The organism is Oculatella sp. LEGE 06141 (assembly GCF_015207605.1).
Classification (GTDB): domain Bacteria; phylum Cyanobacteriota; class Cyanobacteriia; order Elainellales; family Elainellaceae; genus Oculatella.
This window is the reverse complement of the sequence record NZ_JADEWO010000023.1, coordinates 47,432-71,651: the sequence shown is the minus strand read 5'-3', so window position 1 is coordinate 71,651 and position 24,220 is coordinate 47,432. Positions and strand designations below refer to the sequence as shown.

At 48.0% G+C, this 24,220-nt stretch carries 15 protein-coding genes and 1 pseudogene; 11 read left to right on the top strand and 5 right to left on the bottom strand.

The features are described 5' to 3' along the window. Nucleotides 1–14 precede the first annotated feature (14 nt). From adhE to IQ268_RS16545, 3 genes are all read left to right on the top strand, one after another. Nucleotides 15–2,711 (top strand): bifunctional acetaldehyde-CoA/alcohol dehydrogenase, encoded by a 2,697-nt coding sequence (gene adhE / locus IQ268_RS16555; protein ID WP_193881198.1) that lies wholly within the window; start codon nt 15–17, stop codon nt 2,709–2,711. 114 nt (nt 2,712–2,825) lie between these two features. Next, nucleotides 2,826–5,603: a bifunctional acetate--CoA ligase family protein/GNAT family N-acetyltransferase gene (locus IQ268_RS16550; RefSeq protein ID WP_193881195.1), complete on the top strand. Its 2,778-nt coding sequence runs from the start codon at nt 2,826–2,828 to the stop codon at nt 5,601–5,603. Nucleotides 5,604–5,671: 68 nt separating this feature from the next. Then, the gene (locus IQ268_RS16545; RefSeq protein ID WP_193881192.1) at nt 5,672–8,107 is read left to right on the top strand and encodes a phosphoketolase; all 2,436 of its coding nucleotides are present in this window, start codon (nt 5,672–5,674) and stop codon (nt 8,105–8,107) included. 397 nt (nt 8,108–8,504) lie between these two features. Here the strand turns inward: IQ268_RS16545 and IQ268_RS16540 are convergent. The 5 genes and pseudogenes from IQ268_RS16540 to IQ268_RS16520 all read right to left on the bottom strand — a co-directional run. Continuing rightward, nucleotides 8,505–8,996, bottom strand: a pseudogene (locus IQ268_RS16540) (transposase); the annotation flags it as partial. A 637-nt stretch (nt 8,997–9,633) separates the two neighbouring features. Further along, nucleotides 9,634–10,572 (bottom strand): DUF5996 family protein, encoded by a 939-nt coding sequence (locus tag IQ268_RS16535; RefSeq protein WP_193881189.1) that lies wholly within the window; start codon nt 10,570–10,572, stop codon nt 9,634–9,636. A 32-nt stretch (nt 10,573–10,604) separates the two neighbouring features. Beyond that, nucleotides 10,605–10,880 (bottom strand): UBP-type zinc finger domain-containing protein, encoded by a 276-nt coding sequence (locus IQ268_RS16530; protein ID WP_190440354.1) that lies wholly within the window; start codon nt 10,878–10,880, stop codon nt 10,605–10,607. A gap of 36 nt (nt 10,881–10,916) precedes the next feature. After that, complete coding sequence (locus IQ268_RS16525) at nt 10,917–11,492, bottom strand: antibiotic biosynthesis monooxygenase (protein ID WP_193881186.1); 576 nt, start codon at nt 11,490–11,492, stop codon at nt 10,917–10,919. A gap of 43 nt (nt 11,493–11,535) precedes the next feature. Continuing rightward, nucleotides 11,536–12,183, bottom strand: coding sequence for a hydrolase (locus IQ268_RS16520; protein ID WP_193881183.1), 648 nt, complete (start codon nt 12,181–12,183; stop codon nt 11,536–11,538). A gap of 727 nt (nt 12,184–12,910) precedes the next feature. Between IQ268_RS16520 and IQ268_RS16510 the strand changes: the two genes are divergently transcribed. From IQ268_RS16510 to IQ268_RS16475, 8 genes are all read left to right on the top strand, one after another. After that, a complete protein-coding gene (locus tag IQ268_RS16510) occupies nt 12,911–19,540 on the top strand; it encodes a PAS domain S-box protein (RefSeq protein WP_193881177.1) in 6,630 nt (2,209 codons plus the stop codon). Between the two features lie 12 nt (nt 19,541–19,552). After that, complete coding sequence (locus IQ268_RS16505; RefSeq protein ID WP_193881174.1) at nt 19,553–20,182, top strand: response regulator transcription factor; 630 nt, start codon at nt 19,553–19,555, stop codon at nt 20,180–20,182. Nucleotides 20,183–20,402: 220 nt separating this feature from the next. Continuing rightward, on the top strand, nt 20,403–20,960 hold the full coding sequence (locus tag IQ268_RS16500; protein ID WP_193881171.1) for a DsbA family protein: 558 nt from the start codon (nt 20,403–20,405) through the stop codon (nt 20,958–20,960). 318 nt (nt 20,961–21,278) lie between these two features. Then, nucleotides 21,279–21,461 (top strand): hypothetical protein, encoded by a 183-nt coding sequence (locus IQ268_RS16495; protein ID WP_193881168.1) that lies wholly within the window; start codon nt 21,279–21,281, stop codon nt 21,459–21,461. Beyond that, the gene (locus IQ268_RS16490; protein ID WP_193881165.1) at nt 21,458–22,237 is read left to right on the top strand and encodes an SDR family oxidoreductase; all 780 of its coding nucleotides are present in this window, start codon (nt 21,458–21,460) and stop codon (nt 22,235–22,237) included. Before IQ268_RS16495 ends, IQ268_RS16490 begins: the two co-directional genes overlap by 4 nt. Nucleotides 22,238–22,380: 143 nt before the next feature. After that, nucleotides 22,381–22,827, top strand: a complete 447-nt coding sequence (locus IQ268_RS16485; RefSeq protein WP_193881163.1) for a nuclear transport factor 2 family protein — start codon at nt 22,381–22,383, stop codon at nt 22,825–22,827. A 17-nt stretch (nt 22,828–22,844) separates the two neighbouring features. Continuing rightward, nucleotides 22,845–23,249 (top strand): ester cyclase, encoded by a 405-nt coding sequence (locus tag IQ268_RS16480; RefSeq protein ID WP_193881160.1) that lies wholly within the window; start codon nt 22,845–22,847, stop codon nt 23,247–23,249. A gap of 132 nt (nt 23,250–23,381) precedes the next feature. Further along, on the top strand, nt 23,382–24,134 hold the full coding sequence (locus tag IQ268_RS16475; RefSeq protein ID WP_193881157.1) for a glucose 1-dehydrogenase: 753 nt from the start codon (nt 23,382–23,384) through the stop codon (nt 24,132–24,134). The last annotated feature ends 86 nt before the right edge of the window (nt 24,135–24,220 follow it).

Here is a 24,220-nt window from a genome sequence, read left to right as displayed (position 1 = left end):
ACACGGAGCAAAGTATGAGCATTACCAAACGTGAAGAACTGGAAACGCTGATCCAACAAGTTAAAGCCGCACAGGAACAATACGCAACGTATTCTCAGGAGCAAGTCGATCGCATTTTCAAACAAGCTGCACTCGCTGCTAATGCAATTCGGATTCCGCTAGCAAAATTGGCAGTAGAAGAGACTGGAATGGGGATCGTGGAAGATAAGGTGATCAAAAATCACTTTGCTTCAGAGTTAATCTACAACAAATACAAGCACGAGAAAACCTGTGGTGTGATTGAAGAAGACAAATCATTTGGCATTCAAAAAATCGCAGAACCGATGGGGGTTCTAGCAGGAATTATTCCCGTCACTAATCCAACTTCGACCGCAATTTTCAAAGCGCTGATTGCCCTGAAAACTCGTAACGCGATTATTTTCTCTCCTCATCCACGGGCAAAACGCAGTACCGTTACAGCCGCAAAAACGGTGCTAGAAGCTGCGATCGCCGCTGGCGCACCAGAGCATCTCATCGGGTGGATTGATGAACCCACCGTTGAGCTATCACAAGCGTTGATGCAGCATCCCGACATTAAGCTGATTTTGGCAACGGGTGGGCCAGGCATGGTGAAGGCCGCGTACTCATCCGGTCATCCTTCCTTGGGCGTAGGAGCTGGAAACACGCCTGCGGTAATTGATAAAACCGCAGATATTCAAACAGCGGTTAGTTCCATCTTGCTGAGTAAAACGTTTGATAACGGCATGATCTGTGCGTCTGAGCAATCAGTTATTGTGTTGGATTCAATTTACGAGCAGGCGAAGCAAGAGTTTATTGCTCGTGGAGCTTACTTCCTATCACCCGACGAGAAAGCAAAGGTTGGTGAGGTACTGTTGAAGGATGGTCATCTCAATCCAGCCATTGTGGGGCAGTCGGTAGGGGCGATCGCTCAACTGGCAGGCATCGGGCTAGTGTGTTTGGAACATCAAGGTAAAAATCGCGCAAAAAGCGAAAGCCTTAACCCGTTACCCTGCACGCTACCCAAAGTATTGATTGCAGAAGTCGATGAGATTGGAATCAATGAACCGTTTTCCTACGAAAAATTGTCACCTATCCTAGCCATGTATCGAGCTGGCAGTTTTCTGAATGCAGTTGAGAAGGCAAAACAACTGGTGGAATTTGGCGGACGGGGGCATACTTCTGTTTTGTATATTAACCCCGCCGATTTGGACGGTATTACCTGCTTCAAGAACTCAGTCAAAACATCGCGCGTGTTGATCAACACTCCATCGTCCCAGGGGGCGATCGGCGATCTCTACAACTTCAAACTTGATCCATCATTAACGCTGGGATGCGGTACCTGGGGCGGCAATACGGTGTCTGATAATGTTACCCCCCGTCACTTACTCAACATCAAAACGGTATCAGAGCGACGGGAGAATATGCTCTGGTTTCGAGTTCCGCCAAAGATCTATTTCAAGTATGGTTGTTTGTCGGTTGCATTGCGCGAACTCGCAGGGAAGCAACGGGCGTTCATTGTTACAGACAAGCCCTTGTTTGATTTGGGCTTAGTGGAAAAAGTGACGACAGTATTGGATGAGATTGGGGTTAAACACGATGTTTTTCATGATGTAGAACCTGATCCGACCCTGGCAAATGTGAACAAAGGATTGGAGTTGCTCAGAAGCTATCAGCCGGATGTGATCATTGCGATCGGTGGTGGTTCGCCCATGGATGCCGCTAAGGTAATGTGGCTGATGTATGAGCATCCCGAAGTTGAGTTTGAGGGACTGGCAACCCGGTTTATGGACATTCGCAAACGAGTGTATGAACTGCCAGCACTGGGTCAGAAAGCCCTGATGGTCGCAATTCCAACAACATCGGGAACAGGTTCAGAAGTCACGCCCTTTGCCGTTGTCACCGATGAGCAAGCCGGGATCAAATATCCACTTGCGGACTATGCACTGACCCCCCATATGGCGATCGTTGATCCCGAACTGGTGCTCAACATGCCCAAAAAATTAACGGCATATGGTGGCATTGATGCGTTAACCCATGCCCTGGAATCCTACGTTTCGGTACTGGCAACTGAATTCACTGAAGGACTGGCACTGGAAGCGATCGCCCTGCTCTTCAAATATTTACCTCGTGCGTATAAAAACGGTGCAAATGATCCAGAAGCACGGGAGAAAGTACATTATGCAGCAACGATCGCAGGCATGGCGTTTGCCAATGCGTTTTTAGGAGTATGTCACTCAATGGCGCATAAATTAGGTTCTACCTTCCATGTACCGCATGGATTGGCAAATGCACTCATGATTTCTCATGTGATTCGCTACAACGCCACCGACGTTCCATTCAAACAAGCCATCTTTCCACAATACAAATATCCTCACGCCAAGGAACGGTATGCCCAAATTGCCGATCACCTGAACCTTGGGGGCAATACTCCTGACGAGAAAGTGGAACGGTTAGTGAAGGCGATCGAAGAGTTGAAGGGTCAACTTGAAATCCCCGGCACCATCAAGGAAACCTTGTCAGAGGATGAACAAATCTTCTACAGCAAGGTAGAGGAGATGGCAGAGCAGGCGTTTGATGATCAGTGTACGGGTGCAAACCCTCGTTATCCCCTAATTCAAGACCTGAAAGAGCTGTACACTCTGGCATTCCTGGGTTGCCGAACTGAATCATCTGCTTACTATGCTTCGGAAGAGGTTCCTGCTTTGGTGTGATTTTGGGGGGAGTGGGGGAGCAGGATGATGTGCAATTTACTTCTCGCCTCCTTCATCATTTCACCCTCCCATCATTCCTCATCTCCGCGATGCAAACGACTTACGGTGCAACCTATGCAATCACTTCTATCCTCTACGTCTGATCGTGCTTACGATATTTTGCGATCGGAACATCGCCCCCTTGACGCTATCTTTGCTCCTAAGTCAGTCGCTGTGATCGGTGCAACCGAACGACCGGGAAGTGTGGGGCGAATTGTGCTATGGAATTTGCTCACTAGTTCCTTTGGTGGCACGGTGTATCCGGTTAATCCCAAACGGCATAGTGTTCTTGGAGTCAAGGCATATCCTGCGATCGCCGACATACCAGAATTAATCGATCTGGCTGTAATTGCTACGCCTGCATCGACCGTTCCGGGTGTGATCAAAGCATGTGTAGATGCAGGCGTGAAAGGGGCGATCGTCCTCTCTGCTGGATTTCGGGAAATTGGTGCAGCGGGAATTGAACTGGAACAGCAAATTCGAGAACAACTTCAGCAAAGTCAACTGCGAATAATTGGCCCTAATTGCCTGGGGGTGATGAATCCTATCACTGGATTGAACGTCACCTTCGCCAGTGCAATGTCGCGTCCTGGCAATGTGGGCTTTATCAGTCAGAGTGGCGCACTCTGTACTGCGATTCTGGATTGGAGCTTTCGAGAAAACGTTGGTTTTAGTGCCTTCATTTCCATTGGTTCCATGCTCGATGTAAATTGGGGTGACCTGATTTATTACCTGGGAGATGACCCGCATACGCATAGCATTGTCATTTACATGGAATCGATCGGCGATGCTCGTTCCTTCCTGTCCGCAGCACGGGAAGTTGCCCTGACCAAACCAATCATTGTACTCAAAGCGGGTCGAACGGAAGCAGCGGCTCACGCTGCTACATCGCATACTGGGGCATTAGCCGGGAGTGATGCGGTTCTCGATGCTGCATTTCGTCGCTGCGGCGTGTTGCGGGTCGATCGCATCTCTGAATTGTTCGACATGGCAGAGGTATTAGCAAAGCAGCCCCGTCCTAAAGGCTCACGTTTGACGATTGTCACCAATGCTGGAGGCCCGGGAGTGCTGGCAACCGATGCCTTGCTGAAGAATGGAGGAGAACTAGCACCGCTTTCCGAGGAGACGATCGCCTCCCTCGACCAACAGTTACCCCCGTGCTGGAGCCACCACAATCCCATTGACATCCTGGGAGATGCTGATCCAGACCGCTATCAGCAAGCCGTCCAAATCGCCGCTCAAGACCCAGATAGTGACGGGTTGCTCGTAATTCTTACTCCCCAGGCCATGACCGACCCAACCGAAACGGCAGAACGGTTAAAAACATGGGTGGAAAACCAGAAATTGCACCAGCCCGCAAAACCAATTATTGCTAGCTGGATGGGGGATTCTGATGTGAGTGCGGGAGAACTGCTGCTGAATCAAGCGAAGATTCCGACCTACCGCTTTCCCGATACGGCTGCTCGTGTATTTAGCTATCTGTGGCGGTTCACTTACAATTTGCGCGGTATCTATGAAACTCCTGTTTTGCCCGTCGGTACAGAAGCAAGGATTCCCAATCGTACGCTAGTCGAAGCCATTATTACAGCCGCACGGCAAGCAAACCGCACCCTTCTTACTGAAGTAGAATCCAAACAAATCCTTGCGGCCTATGGGATTCCAGTGGTTCAAACCTGTGTTGCTACAAGCGCAGCCGCTGCCATTGATTGTGCAGAAGCGATCGGCTATCCCGTCGTACTCAAACTGTTCTCTAAAACCATCACTCACAAAACCGATGTCGGAGGCGTACAGCTTAATTTAGTCGATGCAGAAGCCGTGCAACGAGCTTATCGAACAATTGAAACGTCTGTCTCCAAAAAAGTGGGAGCCGAACACTTTTTGGGTGTGACAGTACAGCCAATGGTGACGTTGAGTGGCTACGAACTGATTGTTGGCAGTAGTCTCGATCCTCAGTTTGGTTCAGTGCTGCTGTTTGGGGCAGGTGGACAATTAGTGGAAGTCTTTCAGGATCAGGCGATCGCCCTGCCTCCCCTCAACTCCACATTAGCTCGACGCTTAATGGAGCAGACACACATCTACAAAGCCCTCCAAGGCGTGCGAGGACAACCACCCGTCGATCTGGATGCACTTGAACAACTGTTAGTGCGATTCAGCCAACTTGTAGCAGAACAACGCTGGATCAAAGAAATTGATATTAATCCGCTGTTGGCATCTCCAGTAGAGGCAAATAGCCATTCACCCCTACTGGCGTTAGATGCTCGGCTCGTTCTACATGAGGCAACGCTTAGCGAAGATCAATTACCGAGGCTAGCGATTCGTCCCTACCCTATCCAATATGTGACACCGTGGCAGTTGAAGGATGGCACTGAAGTGACGGTTCGTCCCATTCGCCCTGAAGATGAACTGCTGGTCATTCAATTCCACAAAACCTTATCAGAGCAGAGTGTTTATCTTCGCTATTTTCACTTAATCAAGCTCAGTCAGCGCATTGCTCACGATCGCCTGACTCGCATTTGCTTCATTGATTACGATCGCGAAATGGCATTCGTTGCTGACTACCAAAACCCTGAAACTGGAACCCACGAAATTCTGGCGATCGGACGGCTCAGTAAACTGCACGGAACCAACGAAGCAGAATTTGCCATGCTGGTCAGCGATCGCGTTCAATGCTGTGGTTTGGGGACTGAACTACTGAAGCGGTTGCTGCAAGTGGGGCAGGATGAACATCTCGATCGCATTACAGCGGAAATTCTCTCTGATAACTCTGGAATGCAGCGAGTTTGCGAGAAGTTGGGTTTCCATATCTCTCGCACCGCAGATCCTTCAGTTGTGAAAGCAGAAATTCAGCTATGAGTTTCAATGCAGCTCTCCTCAATCATTCGACGGTTAAAGTCAACCCTTGAGAACCAGGAATCATACTTATGCTGACCACGTCTCCAGAAATAACTGTTGAAACATCTATTAGCGCCTTTGGTACTGCCCGCTCAACTGTTGAAGGAACACCACTTAGCGCTGAAGAACTACGAAAAATGCAAGCCTACTGGCAGGCCTGTAATTATCTGGCGATCGGCATGATTTATTTACGAGATAATCCCTTGCTGAAAGCATCCCTGAAACCAGAACACATCAAAAAGCGGCTGTTAGGACACTGGGGTTCCAGTCCTGGTATGGCGTTCACCTACATTCATCTCAATCGCTTGATCAAAAAGTATGACCTGGACATGATCTTTCTTGCAGGTCCAGGTCATGGTGCTCCAGGCGTTTTGGGGCCAATTTACCTGGAGGGTACCTACTCTGAAATCTATCCTGACAAGAGTGAAGATGAATCCGGGCTGCTGCGTTTCTTCAAACAGTTTTCCTTTCCTGGTGGAATTGGTAGCCACTGTACTCCAGAGACTCCAGGTTCTATTCATGAAGGGGGCGAACTGGGTTATAGTGTGTCCCACGCTTACGGCAGTGTTTATGACAACCCAGACCTCATTTCAGTAGTGATGGTGGGGGATGGCGAATCGGAAACGGGGCCATTAGCAACGGCCTGGCATTCCAACAAATTCATCAACCCGATTCGGGATGGTGCGGTTCTGCCTATCCTGCACCTGAATGGCTACAAAATCAACAACCCAACCATTCTGGCTCGGATTAGTCATGAAGAGCTGGAAGACTTGTTCAAGGGCTATGGCTACACACCTTACTTTGTGGAAGGCTCTGATCCTGAAACGATGCATCAAGCGATGGCAGCTACTGTGGAACATTGCGTGACTGAAATTCATCGAATTCAGGCCGAGGCTCGAACTACAGGCGTGGCGAAGCGTTCCCGCTACCCGATGATTGTGCTGCGGACTCCCAAAGGATGGACCGGACCCAGCAGCGTAGACGGACACAAAGTAGAAGGATTTTGGCGATCGCACCAGGTTCCCCTATCAGGCATGCACAACAACCCAGAGCATGTGAAACTGCTGGAAGACTGGATGCGGAGCTACAAACCAGAAGAATTATTTGATGAAAACGGGACATTGATTCCTGAGCTTAAAGAACTGGCTCCAACAGGCGATCGCCGCATGAGTGCGAATCCCCATGCCAACGGTGGTTTAGTGCGAAAGGCGCTGCAAATGCCAGACTTCCGGAAATACGGCATTGAAGTTCCAAAGCCTGGACAAATTGCAGTGGAGAACACCAAACCTCTCGGGGTCTTCCTGCGGGACGTTATGCGGAACAACCTGACCAACTTCCGGGTGTTTGGCCCCGACGAAAACACGTCCAACAAACTTCATGCCATCTACGAAGCCAGCAAAAAATTCTGGATTGCAGAATACTTTCCAGAAGATGCAGATGGCGGCGAACTCTCCACAGATGGACGAGTCATGGAAATGCTGAGCGAACACACGCTAGAAGGCTGGCTGGAAGGGTATTTGCTCACAGGGCGACATGGTTTCTTCTCCACGTATGAATCCTTTGTGCATGTCATTGATTCCATGATTAACCAGCACTGCAAGTGGCTGGAAATTTGTAGACACATCCCCTGGCGAACTTCCATTTCTTCGTTAAACCTGCTGATTACCTCTACCGTGTGGCGGCAAGATCACAATGGGTTCACGCACCAAGATCCTGGCTTCCTGGATGTGGTAATTAATAAGAGTCCCGATGTAACTCGAATTTATTTACCGCCTGATGTAAATACCTTGCTATCCGTTGCCGATCACTGTTTGCGAAGCACCAATTACGTCAATGTGATTGTGTCCGACAAGCAGCTTCACTTACAGTATATGGACATGGATGCCGCCATTAAACACTGCACCAAAGGCATTAGCATCTGGGATTGGGCGAGTAATGATCGGGGTGCAGAACCCGATGTGGTGATGGCTTGTGCAGGCGATATTCCAACCCTGGAAGCACTGGCAGCCACTGTGATGCTGCGGGAGTTTTTCCCTGACCTCAAGATCCGGTTTATCAATGTAGTGGATCTGTTCAAACTGCAACCGGAAACCGAGCATCCGCACGGGTTGAGCGATCGCGACTTCGATTCCATGTTCACGTTAGATAAGCCCATCATCTTCAACTTCCATGGCTACCCCTGGTTAGTGCATCGCTTGGCCTATCGTCGCCACAATCATCACAACATGCATGTGCGTGGCTATAAAGAGAAGGGCAACATCAACACACCGCTAGAACTAGCGATCTGTAACCAGATCGATCGCTTTAGTCTGGCAATGGATGTGATCGATCGCGTCCCTAAACTCAAAGTTGCTGGAGCCCATGCGAAGGAGTATCTCAAAGACCAGCAGATCGAATGCCGCCACTATGCTTATGAACATGGCATCGATAAGCCGGAAATCGTCAACTGGAAGTGGCCGTATTAACTAACATCCTCCCATCGCCGTTTCAGACGGCGATGGGTTCCTCCTTCATCCAGCCGACTTGTCCAAACCAATGGCTTGAGTACATTAAGGTGGGAGAGTCAATCGTGCCCTCCCACCCATTATGTCTGGAAGAGTTGACAAATTTACGTCTAAGTCTACTAACATCCCTCTTTCATCACTCTAGGCAGAAGAAAAATGTTGCATAGGAACGGAAGGAGTCAACGGTGACCAACCTGGAAAGGAATTGACTCTCCTGAGCAGCTTGGTAAAGCCACGCTCTAAGGTAGAGACATGAGCCTAATCCAATAAACTTTGCTTGGTTTTGTTCAGGGGACAAGTGGCTCATCACCATCCAAGTGCTGTTAGGCGGCAACACAATGGGGTCACTGGTCAAGGTTCAGTATCGCCACTCGAAGCGACGACCAAAGATGATCTCCTGAATGTATCGGGTCTCAGTCTGTCCCTTGGCAAAGACTCGCTCAAACGCTTGCCAAGGGCTGTAGCGAATCTTGGCTGCTTTAGGCATCCACACGCCATGATTGGAGTGAATCGCCATAATCCACGGCAACTTCAACTCGTCGAGGACACCCAAGAAGGGATGACTCTCCCCGTAGAAACTGTCTGCGAGTACTAAGGAAAAGCGGAATCCAAAGTCTAGCAGTTCTTGAATGATCTGCTGAGCCAGTTGGAGTTTGGTATGATAAACATCCTCTGCCTTGAGGCGATGTCGGGGTTTGAACACTTTGAACAGCAAGGGAAAGGTGAAGACCATCCATCCATAGGCATTGACAGAGACCATGCCATTGTCCACTTTACCCACATTGCCGATGTACTGTCGGTTCACATAATCAGTCGTTTTCCCTTTTTTGCGGTCTCCGGTGTCGTCAAGGACTAGGGCGTGTTTTAAATTCCGGAAGTCCCAACTCTATAGACTTTTGAACGATTCAAAGTTCCCCAATTTTGGGGGATTTAGGGGGCGAAAAGCACAATGTAACCGAGCAATCAGGAGTTTTTAAACACGCCCTAGGATATTTGCCTTCATGTTGGGTGATTTCGTGAGATAGCCTTTGATTACGCAATGTGAGTGGTCATAAAACGACGGATGTGCTCCGCGATCGCATCTTCGCACTCTTTCAGGGCAAAGTGTCCTAAAAGGTATCTAGGCTGATGGCTACCAAGTTTTGAACATCATTGGTGTATTGCCAACGAGTTCCTTCCAGGCTGAGGAGAAATCTGAGTTTGTCTGCATTCTCAGGGGAGCGATCGCGCCAGAATACCCTGACGGGTTCCCAAAATTGGAGTAATTGCCAGTGGGTTCATCGGAATTGTCCTTCATGCTCAAGGTTTAGGGGTTCAATACACCAGCCTGCGAAACTGTTCTACAGTTCACCACTTGAGATCTGCCAGTTACAGCAGTTCTCAATCAAGTAAGCCACAGTCTCGTCAAGATGAGTTGGAGTGTAGGGTTTGAGGTGCGGTGAATGCAAATGAAAATGGCTGTAAATGCCAATTTAGGAATGCAGTTGTTACTTAAACGTCAACTGCTGAAGCTCCTTTTGATTCCAGTTGCCTAACCTGGCGGCAGCTTCGTAGGTGCTTTGCAAGAACTCTAACAACGTCTGATCGGGTGACTCTGACTCACGGACAGCATCATAGGGTAAAACAAATTCGCCCAATTCTTTATTGTAAAATGCAGCATCGGGACGAACCTCAGCCTGCTTAAACCCATCGGGTTCTGGGTACGCATAGGAATAAAACGCTGGGTATGATAATCCGGTTCCGGGCCAAAATCCGGCACTACTGACTTCCTGGGAATAGGCTTCCTGCGCCACTGCATCCGGTAGATTTGGCACCCCTCCTGGATGTTCAGGAGCCGATCGCCCAGAAAAGCGAGTCACTGCTAAATCAAAACTCCCCCAGAAAAAATGAACCGGACTAACCTTGCCGGAAAAGTGTGAACGAAATTCTCGGAAGACGCGATCGGACTGTAGCAGCACTCGCCAGCATCGATTGGCATAGTCTGCATCATAAGCGGCATGGGTTTCATCCTGCTCGAATCGAATTGGGTCAGGGACTTCATTCGGTTTGGTGTTAATGGTGATGTGAAGATCTAATTCTCTCAGGGTTTCCATCACAGTCTGATAAAAATCAGCAACAGAGCGAGGGTAGAGGGCGATCGCCCGTCTTGCCCCTTCGCTGGTTTGAATCAGCAGCTCATGATCAATGAAATCAAAGTCAATTTGAAAGATGCGGCTACCATAAGGAATTGTAGAAGTGGTCAGACCCCGAACGGTTAAATAGAGGGGAGTATGCCAGGAATGATTAATCCACGGAGTTTGGGCCAGTCGGATTTTGCCGATGATTTGAGTCCACATGTGTAAGGTGGTATAGGTCTCTTGCCATTCGTCCAGGGGTAAACTCGGCCAAATATCCGTTGAGTTCAGGGCAGGCTGATTTGACATCATGGTTTCCTCGTGAGTAGAAAAGGGGCACGTGATCAATAGTTCTTCTGTTGTTCATCGGCAAAACACCATAGCCATTGTTCTCCCAACTCTGCTGAACTAATCACCGCGTGTCCGCTTTCTTCGTAATGACGGCGAGCGTGTTGATTTTTGGACGAGTCGCAGCACAACATTTTGCCGCAGGTTTGACAAATTCTTAAATGTACCCAGCGATCGCCAACTCGCAGGCATTCCTCACAGCGGAATACCGGGTAATTGGCTTTTGAAATCATAGTCTCTAGCGTCAGTTCGTTCAGGTGTTGACAAGACATGGAAGCTTCCTGTAAACGTGCAAGATATGTACTTGATCAAATGGGATACAGCCATTTGCGAAAGAGTTGAGTGAGGCGCGGCATAATCACGTAGGTCAGCAGGGCAACCGTTAGACCTGTAACCAACAAGGTTCTGAGCAATACCGGAAGCCCAACCAGGAGTGGTACTAGCAAACGATTGAGAATAGATATCGTAAAAAACACTCCCAGCCATGTCACGATCGCCATTTTGTAGCGTGGAGGTGGAGCTTTCATGGGTTTGTTGGGAAGCGTAAACCAGGTTTCCAGACCCGTTAGAGTTTGAATGGTTTCAGGCTTTTCAATTAAGGGCTGCAATCGCTCCAGCCATTCCTGCCGCACGCTGGATTCCAGCCAGATTTTGAGGTTGTTGTAATGGTCAAATCGGACAATTGCTACATATTCAAGATGAGTGGGGTCACAGGGTCGGATCACGCTGACTCCTAAGTGTCCCTTAAATTGATGAGCAGTCGTCGCAATTCCGTGCAACCATTCCTCATACCCTTGCTCACGCCCAGGTCGAATGAAGTGAGAAATGATGGCGGTTACCTGGTGAGTTTCTTCATCTGTACCTACTACCAGCGGATCTAGCATTACACATGACCTCAAAAACTCTAGCTACAAGAAGTGATGGTTGTTACGCATGAGCTATCGTCGGAGCCTTTTTATGAATCATAGTGTAAGCATACTCAACGCCTGAGCCGTAAGCGCCAGAATGCTGTTTGACAATATCCATCACCGCATTGTAGGTTTCTTGTCGTGCCCAATCCCGTTGGTACTCCAGCAAAACCTGCTGCCAGGTGACAGGAACAGCACCCGCTTGCACAACGCGTTGGATTGCCATATCATGGGCAACTTGACTGGTGCCACCGCAGGCATCAACCACAGCATACACTTCATATCCCGCTTCCATTGCTTGAATCGCTGGATAAGCCAGACAAACCTCCGTCCATAGGGCAGAAATCACCAACTTCTTTCGACCAATGCGCTCAATTTCTGCAACAAACTGACTGTCTTCCCAGGAGTTCATGCTTGTGCGTTCAATTGGGGTTTGGTCAGGAAAAATACTCAAAAGTTGAGGCCACATATAGCCGCTGAAATCTTGAGTTTCAACGGTGGTCAAAATGGTCGGAACATTAAACACTTTGGCAGCTTTTGCCAATCCAATCGTGTTGTTGATCAGCAGTTGGCGATCGATGGAGGCGACGCCAAAAGTCATTTGCGGTTGCTGGTCGATAAAAATGACGGTTGAATTTTCTGGTGTGAGTAAACTGTGGATGGTCATGGCTGAACGTTCCTCTAGATTGTGGTTTCGGTATGGGTTCAGTGTGCAAGACGGCTCCCGATTTCACCACTTAAGATCCGCCAGTTAAGCACAGAGTTAAGATTTTCGCGTCGCGTGCCCCAAGGGCATTCGCTTCACTGTGCGATCGCTCCTACTGCTTTCAACGCCGCTGCTTGAATATTCATGCCTTCAAGCATGGAATCGAGCAAGTAAATGGCACGATCCATTTGCCTGACTGTTTGCATAGATTCAATATAGGTGGTCGCCTTCAAGTTGTCGCCTGTAGCAAGTTAACTTTTTTATAGTGCAAATTGATAGATTAACCATGCCATCGCAGAGTAGAAGGCTGGCTCTAACTTAAGTTAGAATCCGAATTGGATCGAAAGTACATTCATACAATCGATCGACTATCAATCGACCAATCATTCCAGTGAACAGGCATTGCGCTGAAGCGTGTTTTTTCGCAAGGTCACCCATGGTTTTTGCTCCGATTGGGGTGCGGAGTTGTTCACCCAGGTGCGATCGTTGGTGAATACGGCTCGCTACCGGAGTATCTCTGCCTTCCAGGCTATTTCCATGCCCTTGCCTCACACCAGTCTGATCGGCTACTGAGTTGAGCGATTACAAGTCAAGATATGAAGATCTACACAAGGAGCTTTATATTCTGGAGTTTGGCAAGCGATATACTTTGGGAAACGGATGACAGTCCTTCATAGGGGAGCATTCAATGATTACCCTGCCTGGAGTTGCTATCTACAGCAAAATCTATGAGAGTTTAGCTTCTTTGGTGTATCGGGGCATCAGAGAGCAAGATAATTGTGCAGTGATTGCCAAAGTTCTCAAGCAGGATTATCCCTCTCCTCAGGAATTAACTCGCTATCGGCAGGAATATGAAATTACTCGTTTTCTTAACATTGAAGGCGTAGTCAAGGCATACAGCCAGCAAGACTACCAGCGCACGCTGGTTCTTCTTTTGGAAGACTTTGGTGGAGAGTCTTTAGAATGCTGGATGCGGCAACAATTAGACTTCTCTCCCATGCCGTTGTCGGCTTTTTTGAATATGGCGATCGCCATTACTGATACTCTAGGCAAAATCCATGCGGCTCATATCATCCATAAAGACATTAATCCTGGCAACATTGTCTTTAATCCGAGGACTGGCGTTGTCAAAATCATTGATTTTGGCATTGCCACTCGCTTCAGTCGTACCAATCCCACATTCAAAAGTCTCCATCTTCTAGAAGGAACCCCCGCCTATTTGTCGCCAGAGCAAACCGGACGAATGAACCGAATGCTTGACTATCGCACCGATTTTTATTCACTGGGTGCAACCTTCTACGAACTGTTGACGGGACAATTGCCGTTTCCCACCAGTGATCTCCTGGAACTAGTTCACTGTCACATTGCTACACCGCCGATTCCTCCGCATGAATTGAATGCCACGATCCCCCAACCTGTTTCAAACCTGATTTTGAAACTGATGGCAAAAAATGCAGAGGATCGTTATCAAAGTGCCTGGGGCATCAAAACAGATCTACAGCGCTGTGCCCAACAACTGGCGGAAATGGGTCAGATTAACGCCATATCGTTGGGACTGCAAGATGTTTCCGAGCAGTTCCGCATTCCTCAAAAACTGTATGGGCGAGAAGCGGAGATTGCAGCATTATGGGTGGCGTTTGACAGAGTGGCAGGGAGTAAGGCAGTTCGTGAAATGATGCTTGTCTCTGGTCACGCTGGCGTTGGCAAAACAGCCTTGGTACAGGAACTCTTTAAACCGATCACCGCAAAGCACGGCTATTTTATCTGGGGTAAATTTGACCAATTCCGGCGCAATATTCCCTACAGCGCGATCGTCGATGCCCTGCAAAAATTGGTGCAGCAACTATTGGGTGAACCCAATGAACAGGTGGAAGTATGGCGATCACGTCTACTCACTGCTTTGGGAAGCAACGGACAAATTATCATAGATGTCATTCCCGAAGTTGAGTTCATTATTGGCAAGCAGCCCCCTGTGCCCGACGTTGGAGCAACTGAGGCACAGAATCGCTTCAATCTCACGTTTCAAAGGTTTGTGCGGGCGTTTTGTGCAGAAGAGCATCCCCTGGTCATCTTTTTAGACGATCTACAGTGGATCGATTCTGCGACGTTGAAGTTAATCGAACTCATCTTACTGGATGAGCAAATCCAATATCTGTTTTTGATCGGAGCCTACCGAGATAACAAACTGACTCCAACGCATCCTTTGGTCTTAACGCTAGAGAGCTTGCGAAATCAGGGGGCAGCGCTTCAAGAAATCACCCTGACTCCCTTAACGCTGGAACCGTTGACTCAACTGGTGGCTGAGACGTTACATTGCAATCCTAATATCGTTCGTTCCTTAGCCCAAGTCGTGTTGCGTAAAACCGAGGGCAACCCTTTCTTTGTTGGTGAATTTTTGAAGCTGCTGTATGGCGAAAACCTGTTGACCTTCGATGCCCAACAATTGAGCTGGCAGTGGAACCTGGCAGAGATTGAAGCTCAAGATATCACTGATAATGTGGTGGAGTTGCTGCTGCGTCAGTTGCAGAAATTGCCGGAAGCAACACAGCAGGTTCTTTCCATCGCTGCTTGTGTTGGGTCTGAATTTAATTTAGAAACGTTAGCGATCGTTTGCGAAAAATCACCGAAAGCAATTTTTCAGGATTTATTAGAAGCAATACAAGCTGGATTAATTCAGCCTTTGTCTGACTTGGACGAAGACTTGCTGGTTCAAAAGTATAAGTTTCTGCACGATCGCGTTCAGCAAGCGGCTTATGCCCTAATTGATGAGTCGTGCAAACAAGTGGTTCATCTCCAAATCGGTCGCAATTTACTCGAAAAAACTTCACCGGAGCAACGATTCGATCGACTGTTTACTATTGTGGATCATCTCGATCAAGGAACGGAACTTGTCACTGCTCAACCAGAACGAACTGAAATTGCCAGATTGAATTTAACGGCAGGTCAGAAAGCAAAAACAGCAACGGCTTATGAAGCAGCTTTTAAGTATTTCACTACAGGTCTTCAACTTCTCGATACAGAGAGTTGGCAGAGTGAGTATGCCCTGACCTTAGCGCTGTATTCAGAAGCAGCAGAAGCAGCGTATCTCCAGGGTCGCTTTGATGAGATGAAACAGTTGGTAGAAGTGGTACTTGATCGTGGCAAAACAGTGGTTGATAAAGTGCAGGTTTACAATAGCAGAATTCAAAGATATTTGTCTCAGGGCAACCTGAAAGAAGCACTAACAACTGGATTGGAAGCGTTGAAGCTCTTGGGAATAGATTTACTAGAAAATCCAAGTCAGGCAGATATTCAAAGGGAATTGGAGTCAACGGCTGCACTACTCGCTGAACGAGAAATCGAAAACTTGATTAATTTACCAGAGATGACTGCACCAGAACCGCTGGCAGCTATGTCAATCCTGGCGAGTATGAGGTCTGCTGCATTTATCAGGTCACCAGCACTATTCATGCTGATTACTTGCAAAACTGTAAATTTATCAATTAACTACGGGAATGCTGTCTGGTCATCACTGTTTTATGCTGGTTACGGGTTTGTTCTATGTGGAGTTGTTCAAGACATTGAATTCGGTTATGAGTTCGGCAAATTGGCTCTCAATTTGGCAGAACGATTGAATGCCAGAGGAAATGCTAGAACCTTAATGTTTTCGAATGTCCATATCATGCACTGGAAGGTGCATCTTAGGAACACAATACCCATGCTGGCTGATGCCTATCAAAACGGAGTGAAAACTGGAGACTTTGAAACTGCTGGTTATGCTGCATATTACGTGTGCTATTACTCGTTTCTTGCTGGAGAAGAACTCACCCAACTGGAACAAAAAACAGCAACCTACAGCAAAGCGATCGCTCAAATCAGACGAGAAAGCCCCTTAAATTGGCTGGCAATATTGCGGCAGACCATTCTTAATTTGCTAGACACAGCTGATAATCCCAGCCGCTTAGTTAGTAGGCTATGTACTGAAGAGGAGGCGTTGTCACACGCTATTGCAATTAAAGATGGAACTGCAATTCAAATACTCTATTTGCACAAGGTCATGTTGTGTTATCTATTTGAAGAGCACCATCAAGCTGAACAGACTGCTATCTTGGCAAGGCAACATTTTGAAGAGACGACAGCAATAACGGTTCTACCTACATTCTGTTTCTATCATTCTCTGACGCTTTTGAGCCTATTGCTTGAGGCTTCAAACTCTGAAAAAGCAGCTTGGCTAAGTTGTGTTAGCTCTAACCAAGAAAAGATGCAAAAATGGGCGAGTCATGCCCCAATGAATTATTTACATAAATTTCATTTGATCGAAGCAGAGAAAGCACGAGTCTCAGGGCAATTCTTTGAGGCTGAGGAACTCTATGAACGGGCGATCGCAGGTGCTGCTGAAAATGAGTATCTCCAGGAAGAAGCATTAGCTTATGAATTAGCGGCTAAACACTATCTAGCGCGAGGTCGAGAAAAAATTGCTCAAACTTACATGAAAGAGGCGCACTATTGCTACGATCGTTGGGGCGCAACCGCTAAAGTTAAAGACTTAGAAACTCGCTATCCACAGTTCTTTACTCAGTCGCCTAGACCCGCTTCTACATCAATTCCTATTACTGCTGAAACTATCACTAATCCCTTTCATACTGCTTTCGATTTAGCAGCAGTGATGAAAGCTTCACAGGCGATTTCTCGTGAAATTGAACTGAAGCAATTGCTGCGATCGCTGATGCAAACTTTAATTGAGAACGCTGGCGCACAAACCGGATGTCTAATTTTAGAAAACTCAGGAGACTGGTCGATTGAAGCGGTTTGTGAACTTAATACCGATGAGAATGCTTGTGCGACTCAAGTGTTGCAGTCTATTCCAATTGCCGATCAATTGCCAGAATCAATCATTCAATATGTGATTCGGACTCTGAAGCCTGTCACCTTAAATGATGCGACTCGTGAAGGTGCTTTTATCAATGAGCTATACATTCAACAGAACCAGCCTCAATCTGTTTTCTGTTTGCCGCTGCTGAATCAAGCCAAGCTGGTCGGTGTATTGTATTTAGAAAATCGGTTAGCAGCTGGAGTATTTACACCAGAGCGATCGCAGGTCTTGCAGCTACTATCGACTCAAGCCGCGATCGCCATCGAAAATGCCAACCTTTACTCAGAGCTACAGGCTAAGGAAAGCAAGATCACTCAGTTCCTCGAAGCGATTCCGGTAGGAATTGCGATCGTGGATGCGGCAGGTTGCCCTTACTATACTAACCAATGCGGCAATCAACTCACGGGCAAAGAAACTGATGCTTCCATAGCACCGGAGCAGCTCTCAGAGGCTTATCAGCTTTATGTAGCGGGAACGGATCAAATCTATCCAGCGGAGAGATTGCCTATTGTGCGGGCATTAAGGGGCGAACGCATCAGGACTGAAGATATAGAAATTCGTCGAGATCATGTCACAATTCTACTTGAGGCACGGGGAACACCAGCTTTTGATCAACAGGGCAATATCACTCATGCGATCGCTACCTTTCAGGACATTACAGAGCGCAAACAAGCCGAGAAACTCCTAGCCGACTACAACTGCACGTTAGAGCAACAGGTCGCAGAACGAACTGCTGCGTTACGACAAAGTGAGGCCAATTACCGCAACCTGCTACAAACCGCGAATTCAGTCATCATTCGCTATAACACGCAAGGACGGATTCGATACATCAACGATTATGGGGTGAAACTCCTCGGCTATGAAGAATATCAGATTTTAGGGCGAACCTTATTTGAAACCATCATTCCAGAAGCCGAACTCTCTGGACGTGATGTGAGACCCATGATCCACGATTTACTTCGTAATCCTCAATCGTACCCGCAAGTCGAGGGTGAAAACCTGTGCCGAGACGGTCGGCGAGTTTGGATGGCATGGTCGAATCAAGCCATCTTCGATGACCAGGGAGAGGTCGTTGAAATCTTATCGGTGGGCAATGACACCACCCAGCGTAAACAAGCAGAAGAGGCTTTACAACGCAGTGAAGCTAAGTTCCGAACTATCTTTGACAACTCGCAGGTCGGCATCTTCCGAAACCGCCTCTCGGATGGATTAATTCTCAATGCCAATCAACGCCTTGCCAATCTGTTGGGCTTTGATTCACCAGAGGAGATCATTGGGTTGGAACATAGCATCGACTATTTTATGAATCCCAGCGATCGCCTACAAGCCCATGAGTTGCTGAAGCGTGATGGGGAACTGCGAAACTATGAATTCCAGATGCGAAAACGAGATGGGACAGTGTTTTGGGTACTTTCCTCTTGTTATTTGAATGCAGACGATGACTACATCGAAGGGGTGATTGCGGATATCGACGATCGCAAGCAAGCAGAAGCAGCCCTACAAGTCTCAGAGTCAAAGCTACGGACTCTAATTGAGGCAATTCCCGATCCATTGTTTGTATTCTCTGATGAAGGGCGATTCCTTGAAATAATGGTACTGGAACCAGATCTGCTATGGCACCCCTTTGAGGAGATGATTGGTAAAACTATGCATCAACTCGGAAGGGAAGAAGCTGATGAGTTTCTAGGTTATATTCAGCAGGTACTGAGAACCCAACAAATCCTCACGGTCGAGTATGGTGCGTTTCTAAATGGACGAGAAGCCTGGTTTTCGGCTCGCATTGCCCCAATCAGCCACGATCAGGTGATTTGGCTGGTGCGAGATATTACGGCGCAGAAGCAAGCAGAAGCAGCCTCAATTTTAGAGGAGCGCAACCGCATGGCACGCGAAATTCACGACACACTCGCTCAGTCGTTTACAGGCATTCTGGCTCAGGTAGGGGCCGCAAACCAAGTGCTAACGGATGATGTAGAAGCAACCCAGGCGCACCTAGACCTGATCAAAGAATTGGCACGAACTGGACTGACTGAAGCGCGGCGATCGGTCGTTGCGCTCCGTCCTCAGCTTTTGGAGGAAGGCAGTTTACAGAACGCTTTACATCGTCTTGTTGCCCAACTCAGAACTGCCGCAATGGATACCAATCTACATTATGAGATCGAGGGTGCAGTGTATTCTTTACCGACTGAAGTCGAGAATAACTTACTGCGGATTGGACAGGAAGCATTAACCAATGCGACCAGACACGCCAATGCTGACGAAATTCGAGTAGAGCTAGTCTACGATCGCGATCAATTTTGCTTGCGCGTGAAAGACAATGGGCAGGGCTTTGGAGTTGGGAGTATTCCATCCTCTGAGGGGTTTGGCTTACTCGGCATGAGCGAACGGGCTGAGCGCATCGGCGCACAACTCACGATTAGAAGTCAACCTGGACAAGGCACAGAAATTATTGTCACCGTCAACCCTTGAGTGAGCATCACGATGAGCCAAGCCACGACCATTCGGGTTCTGATTGCGGACGATCACGCCATTTTTCGGCAAGGATTAGCCACGATTATTAACCGTGATCCAGATATGCAGGTGATTGCCCAAGCCGAAAATGGGGAACAAGCGATCGCTCTATTTGAGGAACACCAACCGGATGTCACGCTTATGGATCTGCGAATGCCTGAAGTGGAAGGAGTTGCTGCCATTGGTGCAATTTGTGCTGCTGCTAAATCTGCTCGAATTATTGTACTGACCACGTATGACAGTGACGAAGATATTTATCGGGGATTGCAGGCAGGAGCCAAAGGATATCTGTTGAAAGAAACTGAACCGGACGAGCTTCTGAATGCGATTCGTACCGTTCATCGGGGGCAGCAATATATTCCGCCTGATGTGGGAGCGAAGTTGGCACAGCGCCTCAGCAATCCAGAACTGAGTGAAAGAGAACTAGAAGTACTCCGCTCACTGGCACAGGGAATGAGTAATGCGGATATTGCGGCAGCTTTGAGGATTGGTGAAGGTACGGTCAAATCGCATGTGAATCGGATTTTGAATAAGTTGGATGTCAGCGATCGCACTCAAGCTGTGATTGTTGCCGTTAAACGCGGCATTGTCAGTTTATAGGGTGTACTTTCGATCGAATTGAGGTTCTAACTTAAGTTAGAGTCAGCCTTCTACTCTGCGATGGCAGGGTTACTCTATCAATTTGTACTGTAAAATTTTTAACTCGCTATAGACGACAGCCTGAAGGTGATTTCCTATATTGAATGTATGCCAATAGAGATGCAGACAACGGATTGAGTAAGTCAATTGCAAGGTTCATGCTTGCTGCAAATGTAGAAAAATGAACAACGATTGCAGCCACAGATCCTTACTTGTCCCGCCTTCAACCCAAGATTGGATGCAAGGTGTGCTGAGTGCCAGGGTCGTACTGGTGATGTATGGAGACTATCAAGACCCTAGAAGTGCGGACGTTTACAAGCTGATTGCAGGGATCAAACGAGAGCTTAGTGCTTCCTTTGGAGAGGATTATTTATGCTTGATCTTCCGCCACTTTCCGCAGGTACAAATTCATCCTCATGCTCAACGGGCTGCCGAAGCTGCCGAAGCCGCCGCTGCCCAAGGACAGTTTTGGTTAATGCACGACACTTTGTTTGCCCATCAACAACAGTTGGAGAATGGTTATCTTGTAGAGTACGCCAATGATTTAGGGCTTAATATTCCTCAATTTCTCAAAGACTTGTCTAAACAAGTGCATATCGATCGCATCAATGAAGATATCGAAAGTGGAATACAGAGTGGAGTGACGACTGCCCCAGCTTTGTTTATCAATGGAATTCGGTATATCGGCCACTGGAACGCGACGGAGTTGATGGCAGCCACGATTGCTGCAAGTCATTAAGCTCCCCGATCTTCACTCCCAATTCATATCTGACTTGTCTGTAGTTGCTATAAGTTATCAAATTTTGATGGCTAAGGCGTGCTTTAAATCCTGGAAGTTCCAACTTTATAGACTTTCGAACCGTTCAAAGTCCCCAATCTTAGGGGATTTAGGGGGCGAAAAGCACAATGTAACCGAGCAATCGGGAGTTTTAAAACACGCCCTAGGTTTTGCCTGTTTCGCTGAACACAATTGCCGCTTTTTGAACCATGCCAACCACTGAATTACTGGGTATTGATTTAGTCAATTAAAAATCGGTATTTCATTGAGGATAGTTCTATGACGCATTTACTAGTAAAAGGCAAAAATAATTCCGGGCATGAAGATACACCTCAGACGTATTCTCTTCGCAGCTCCTCAGTTAATCATGCCCTGATTGCGATCGCGCAAGAAGTCACTGAGTTGCTGAGGCATGCTTATCCGACACAATCTGACGAAATTGAAACAGGAGAAGCAGAATGATACTGCAAGATAAAGTGGCGTTAGTCACTGGAGGCACATCAGGAATCGGTAGAGCAACAGCGATCGCTTATGCCCAACAACAAGCAAAGGTAGTGGTAGTGGGTCGTCGAACGGATGAAGGTGAAGAAACGGTTCGACTGATTCAGGAAGCTGACGGAGAGGCTATTTTTGTGCAAGCAGATGTCACGAAAGAAGCCGATGTTAAAGCAATGATTGATAAAGCGGTTGACGTGTTTGGTCGGCTGGATATTGCCTTTAATAATGCAGGAGTGTCCGGCGAAAATCCCTCATTGATTGAGCAAACAGAAGCGGAATATGACCGCACGATGAACGTCAATGTCAAAGGCATTTGGTTGTCGATGAAATATGAAATTGCTCAGATGTTGAAACAGGGAAGTGGTGCGATCGCCTCTGGCGGCACTATGTGCATCGTTAATATGGCATCCGCGACTGGAGTAGTTGCATATCCTAGCGCACCCCTCTACACCGCGAGTAAACATGCAGTAGTAGGCTTAACAAAAGCTGCTGCACTCCAATATGCCAAAGCGGGTATTCGCATCAATGGCGTTGCACCAGCGGTAATCGAAACAGATATGTTTGAAGCAGCTACAGGTGGGCAGGATGAAGCCAAAGCTTACATGACAGGACTTCACCCGATCGGACGAATTGGAACACCGCTTGAAGTCGCAAATGCAGTTCTGTTTTTATCATCTGACATGGCATCGTTCACAACAGGTGAAACGTTGATGGTAGATGGTGGGTTTGTAGCGCAGTAGTCGATCGACGATCAGACATCTCGCACCCCATTCGCTCACACGGTAAGACTCTGAGGTATCTAGAACATTCACAATTACAGGAGATTCAAATGACAATTTGAACTCAAACATCTTCAACTCTAGGCTCAAATCCTCGAATAGAAATGGTCAACCTGTACTTTAGAAAGGTGGATGCCAGAGATTCCACCGTTCTGGATCTTTTTACTGATGACGTGCAAATCTTCTTTCCAAAATTTGGTCTGGCTCATAGCAAGGCTGCTCTGGTGAAGCTCTCAGAGATTATGACAAATCATCTGGAAAGTATTGAACACGATATTGAGGCGTTCAACTATATTGTGTCTGGCGACCACGTCGTAGCGACGGCACGAAAGCCGGAAGTTTTGCAGGATTTGATCGAGAAATATCCGCTCGCGGCGCGGGCTGTAAAGCTCGACGTTACGGATTTGGAAGACGCGAGAAGCGCGATCCGGGGGGCTGTAAATGATACACACAATGTATCGCGTTTGCCTCGGTTGATGGCTGCTGCAGCGCAAGGCTGTGTGACGGTTGAGCGCACCACCGGTTCGATAAGAAGCATCAACCGACATTAACAAAAGGAGAAACCGAGATGGCGACGAACGAAGATATTATCAGGGAACTCTACGCGGCTGCCGAGTCCAAGAACCTGGACGCGGACAAGTTCGCTTCCAGGTTCCATGACGAAGGATATTTCCTTAATGAGGCGTCAGGAGAGCGGTGGTACGGTCAGGATGTACGCCAACCGATCGAGGCTCTCGCCTCCGCCTTCCCCGATATGCATCGGGAGCTGCTAAAGATGTACGCCACAGACGACGTGGTCGTGGTCGAGCTCAAGCTGCAAGGCACTCATCAGGGCGATTTCCACATCGCCGACGGCGTCATCCCCGCCACAGGCAAGACCTTCAATGTGCCCTGCTGCGACGTGTTTCATCTCAAGGATGGCAAGGTCATGTCGTTCCACTGCTATAACGTGGATGCCGCGTTGGAGCGTTGAATGCTCTCAGAGCATCTCTGGAGCGGATAGACCTTACCTGACGCTCAGTGTCTCTTTGAGCGATTCCCTGTGAAGAGCGATCGATCTCATAGCGAGAAACTAAAAATCCCTAAACTCGACCAGGAAAACACCATGTCACAAAAACTCTCAGGTAAAGTCGCCCTCGTGACGGGTGGCTCCAGCGGCATCGGTCTTGCCACTGCCAAACAATTTGTTGCTGAAGGCGCGTATGTCTTTATCACGGGTCGTCGTCAGACTGAACTTGATGCGGCTGTAAACGAGATTGGCAAGAACGTCAGGGGCGTTCAGAACGATGTCTCAAATCTGGCAGACCTCGATCGGCTTTACGCCACGATCGAGCGAGAGCAAGGTCATTTGGACGTGGTCTTTGCGAATGCTGGCAGTGGCGAATTTGTTCCACTGGGTTCAATTACCGAGGAGCACTTTGACAAAACATTCAACACCAATGTCAAGGGTCTACTGTTCACTGTGCAGAAGGCACTGCCGCTGATGCCAGACGGCGCTTCCATCATCCTGAATGCCTCAACTGCTTCCATCAGAGGCATCCCAGCCTTCAGCGTTTATAGCGCTACCAAAGCTGCCGTGCGATCGTTTGCTCGCAACTGGATACTCGACCTCAAAGACCGCCAGATTCGCGTGAATGCAGTCAGCCCTGGTACCATTCCGACTCCCGCTTACAATCTCTTCGGACTCAGTGAAGAGCAGATGAAAGAATTTGTGAAGAGCGAAGCCAACAATATCCCATTGGGACGAGTTGGCACGCCCGACGAGATCGCCAAAGCCGTTGTCTTTCTCGCTTCCGATGACAGCAGCTTTGTCAACGGCATTGAGCTATTCGTCGATGGTGGCATGGCACAAATCTAAGTAGGTGCTGTGTCCATAGCCAGCTAACCATGCAGCAGACGGTTTCAAGTCGCTAGCGCTGCGTTCGAGTTTCTTTGTCTCCGCTG

What these genes read in the sequence shown, in the direction of transcription:
- IQ268_RS16485 (WP_193881163.1), top strand. Translation starts at nt 22,381, where the DNA reads ATGGTCAACCTGTACTTTAGAAAGGTGGATGCCAGAGATTCCACCGTT.
- IQ268_RS16475 (WP_193881157.1), top strand. Translation starts at nt 23,382, where the DNA reads ATGTCACAAAAACTCTCAGGTAAAGTCGCCCTCGTGACGGGTGGCTCC.
- IQ268_RS16490 (WP_193881165.1), top strand. Translation starts at nt 21,458, where the DNA reads ATGATACTGCAAGATAAAGTGGCGTTAGTCACTGGAGGCACATCAGGA.
- IQ268_RS16510 (WP_193881177.1), top strand. Translation starts at nt 12,911, where the DNA reads ATGATTACCCTGCCTGGAGTTGCTATCTACAGCAAAATCTATGAGAGT.
- IQ268_RS16535 (WP_193881189.1), bottom strand. Translation starts at nt 10,572, where the DNA reads ATGATGTCAAATCAGCCTGCCCTGAACTCAACGGATATTTGGCCGAGT.
- IQ268_RS16505 (WP_193881174.1), top strand. Translation starts at nt 19,553, where the DNA reads ATGAGCCAAGCCACGACCATTCGGGTTCTGATTGCGGACGATCACGCC.
- IQ268_RS16530 (WP_190440354.1), bottom strand. Translation starts at nt 10,880, where the DNA reads ATGTCTTGTCAACACCTGAACGAACTGACGCTAGAGACTATGATTTCA.
- IQ268_RS16525 (WP_193881186.1), bottom strand. Translation starts at nt 11,492, where the DNA reads ATGCTAGATCCGCTGGTAGTAGGTACAGATGAAGAAACTCACCAGGTA.
- IQ268_RS16545 (WP_193881192.1), top strand. Translation starts at nt 5,672, where the DNA reads ATGCTGACCACGTCTCCAGAAATAACTGTTGAAACATCTATTAGCGCC.
- IQ268_RS16500 (WP_193881171.1), top strand. Translation starts at nt 20,403, where the DNA reads ATGAACAACGATTGCAGCCACAGATCCTTACTTGTCCCGCCTTCAACC.
- IQ268_RS16495 (WP_193881168.1), top strand. Translation starts at nt 21,279, where the DNA reads ATGACGCATTTACTAGTAAAAGGCAAAAATAATTCCGGGCATGAAGAT.
- IQ268_RS16520 (WP_193881183.1), bottom strand. Translation starts at nt 12,183, where the DNA reads ATGACCATCCACAGTTTACTCACACCAGAAAATTCAACCGTCATTTTT.
- IQ268_RS16480 (WP_193881160.1), top strand. Translation starts at nt 22,845, where the DNA reads ATGGCGACGAACGAAGATATTATCAGGGAACTCTACGCGGCTGCCGAG.
- adhE (WP_193881198.1), top strand. Translation starts at nt 15, where the DNA reads ATGAGCATTACCAAACGTGAAGAACTGGAAACGCTGATCCAACAAGTT.
- IQ268_RS16550 (WP_193881195.1), top strand. Translation starts at nt 2,826, where the DNA reads ATGCAATCACTTCTATCCTCTACGTCTGATCGTGCTTACGATATTTTG.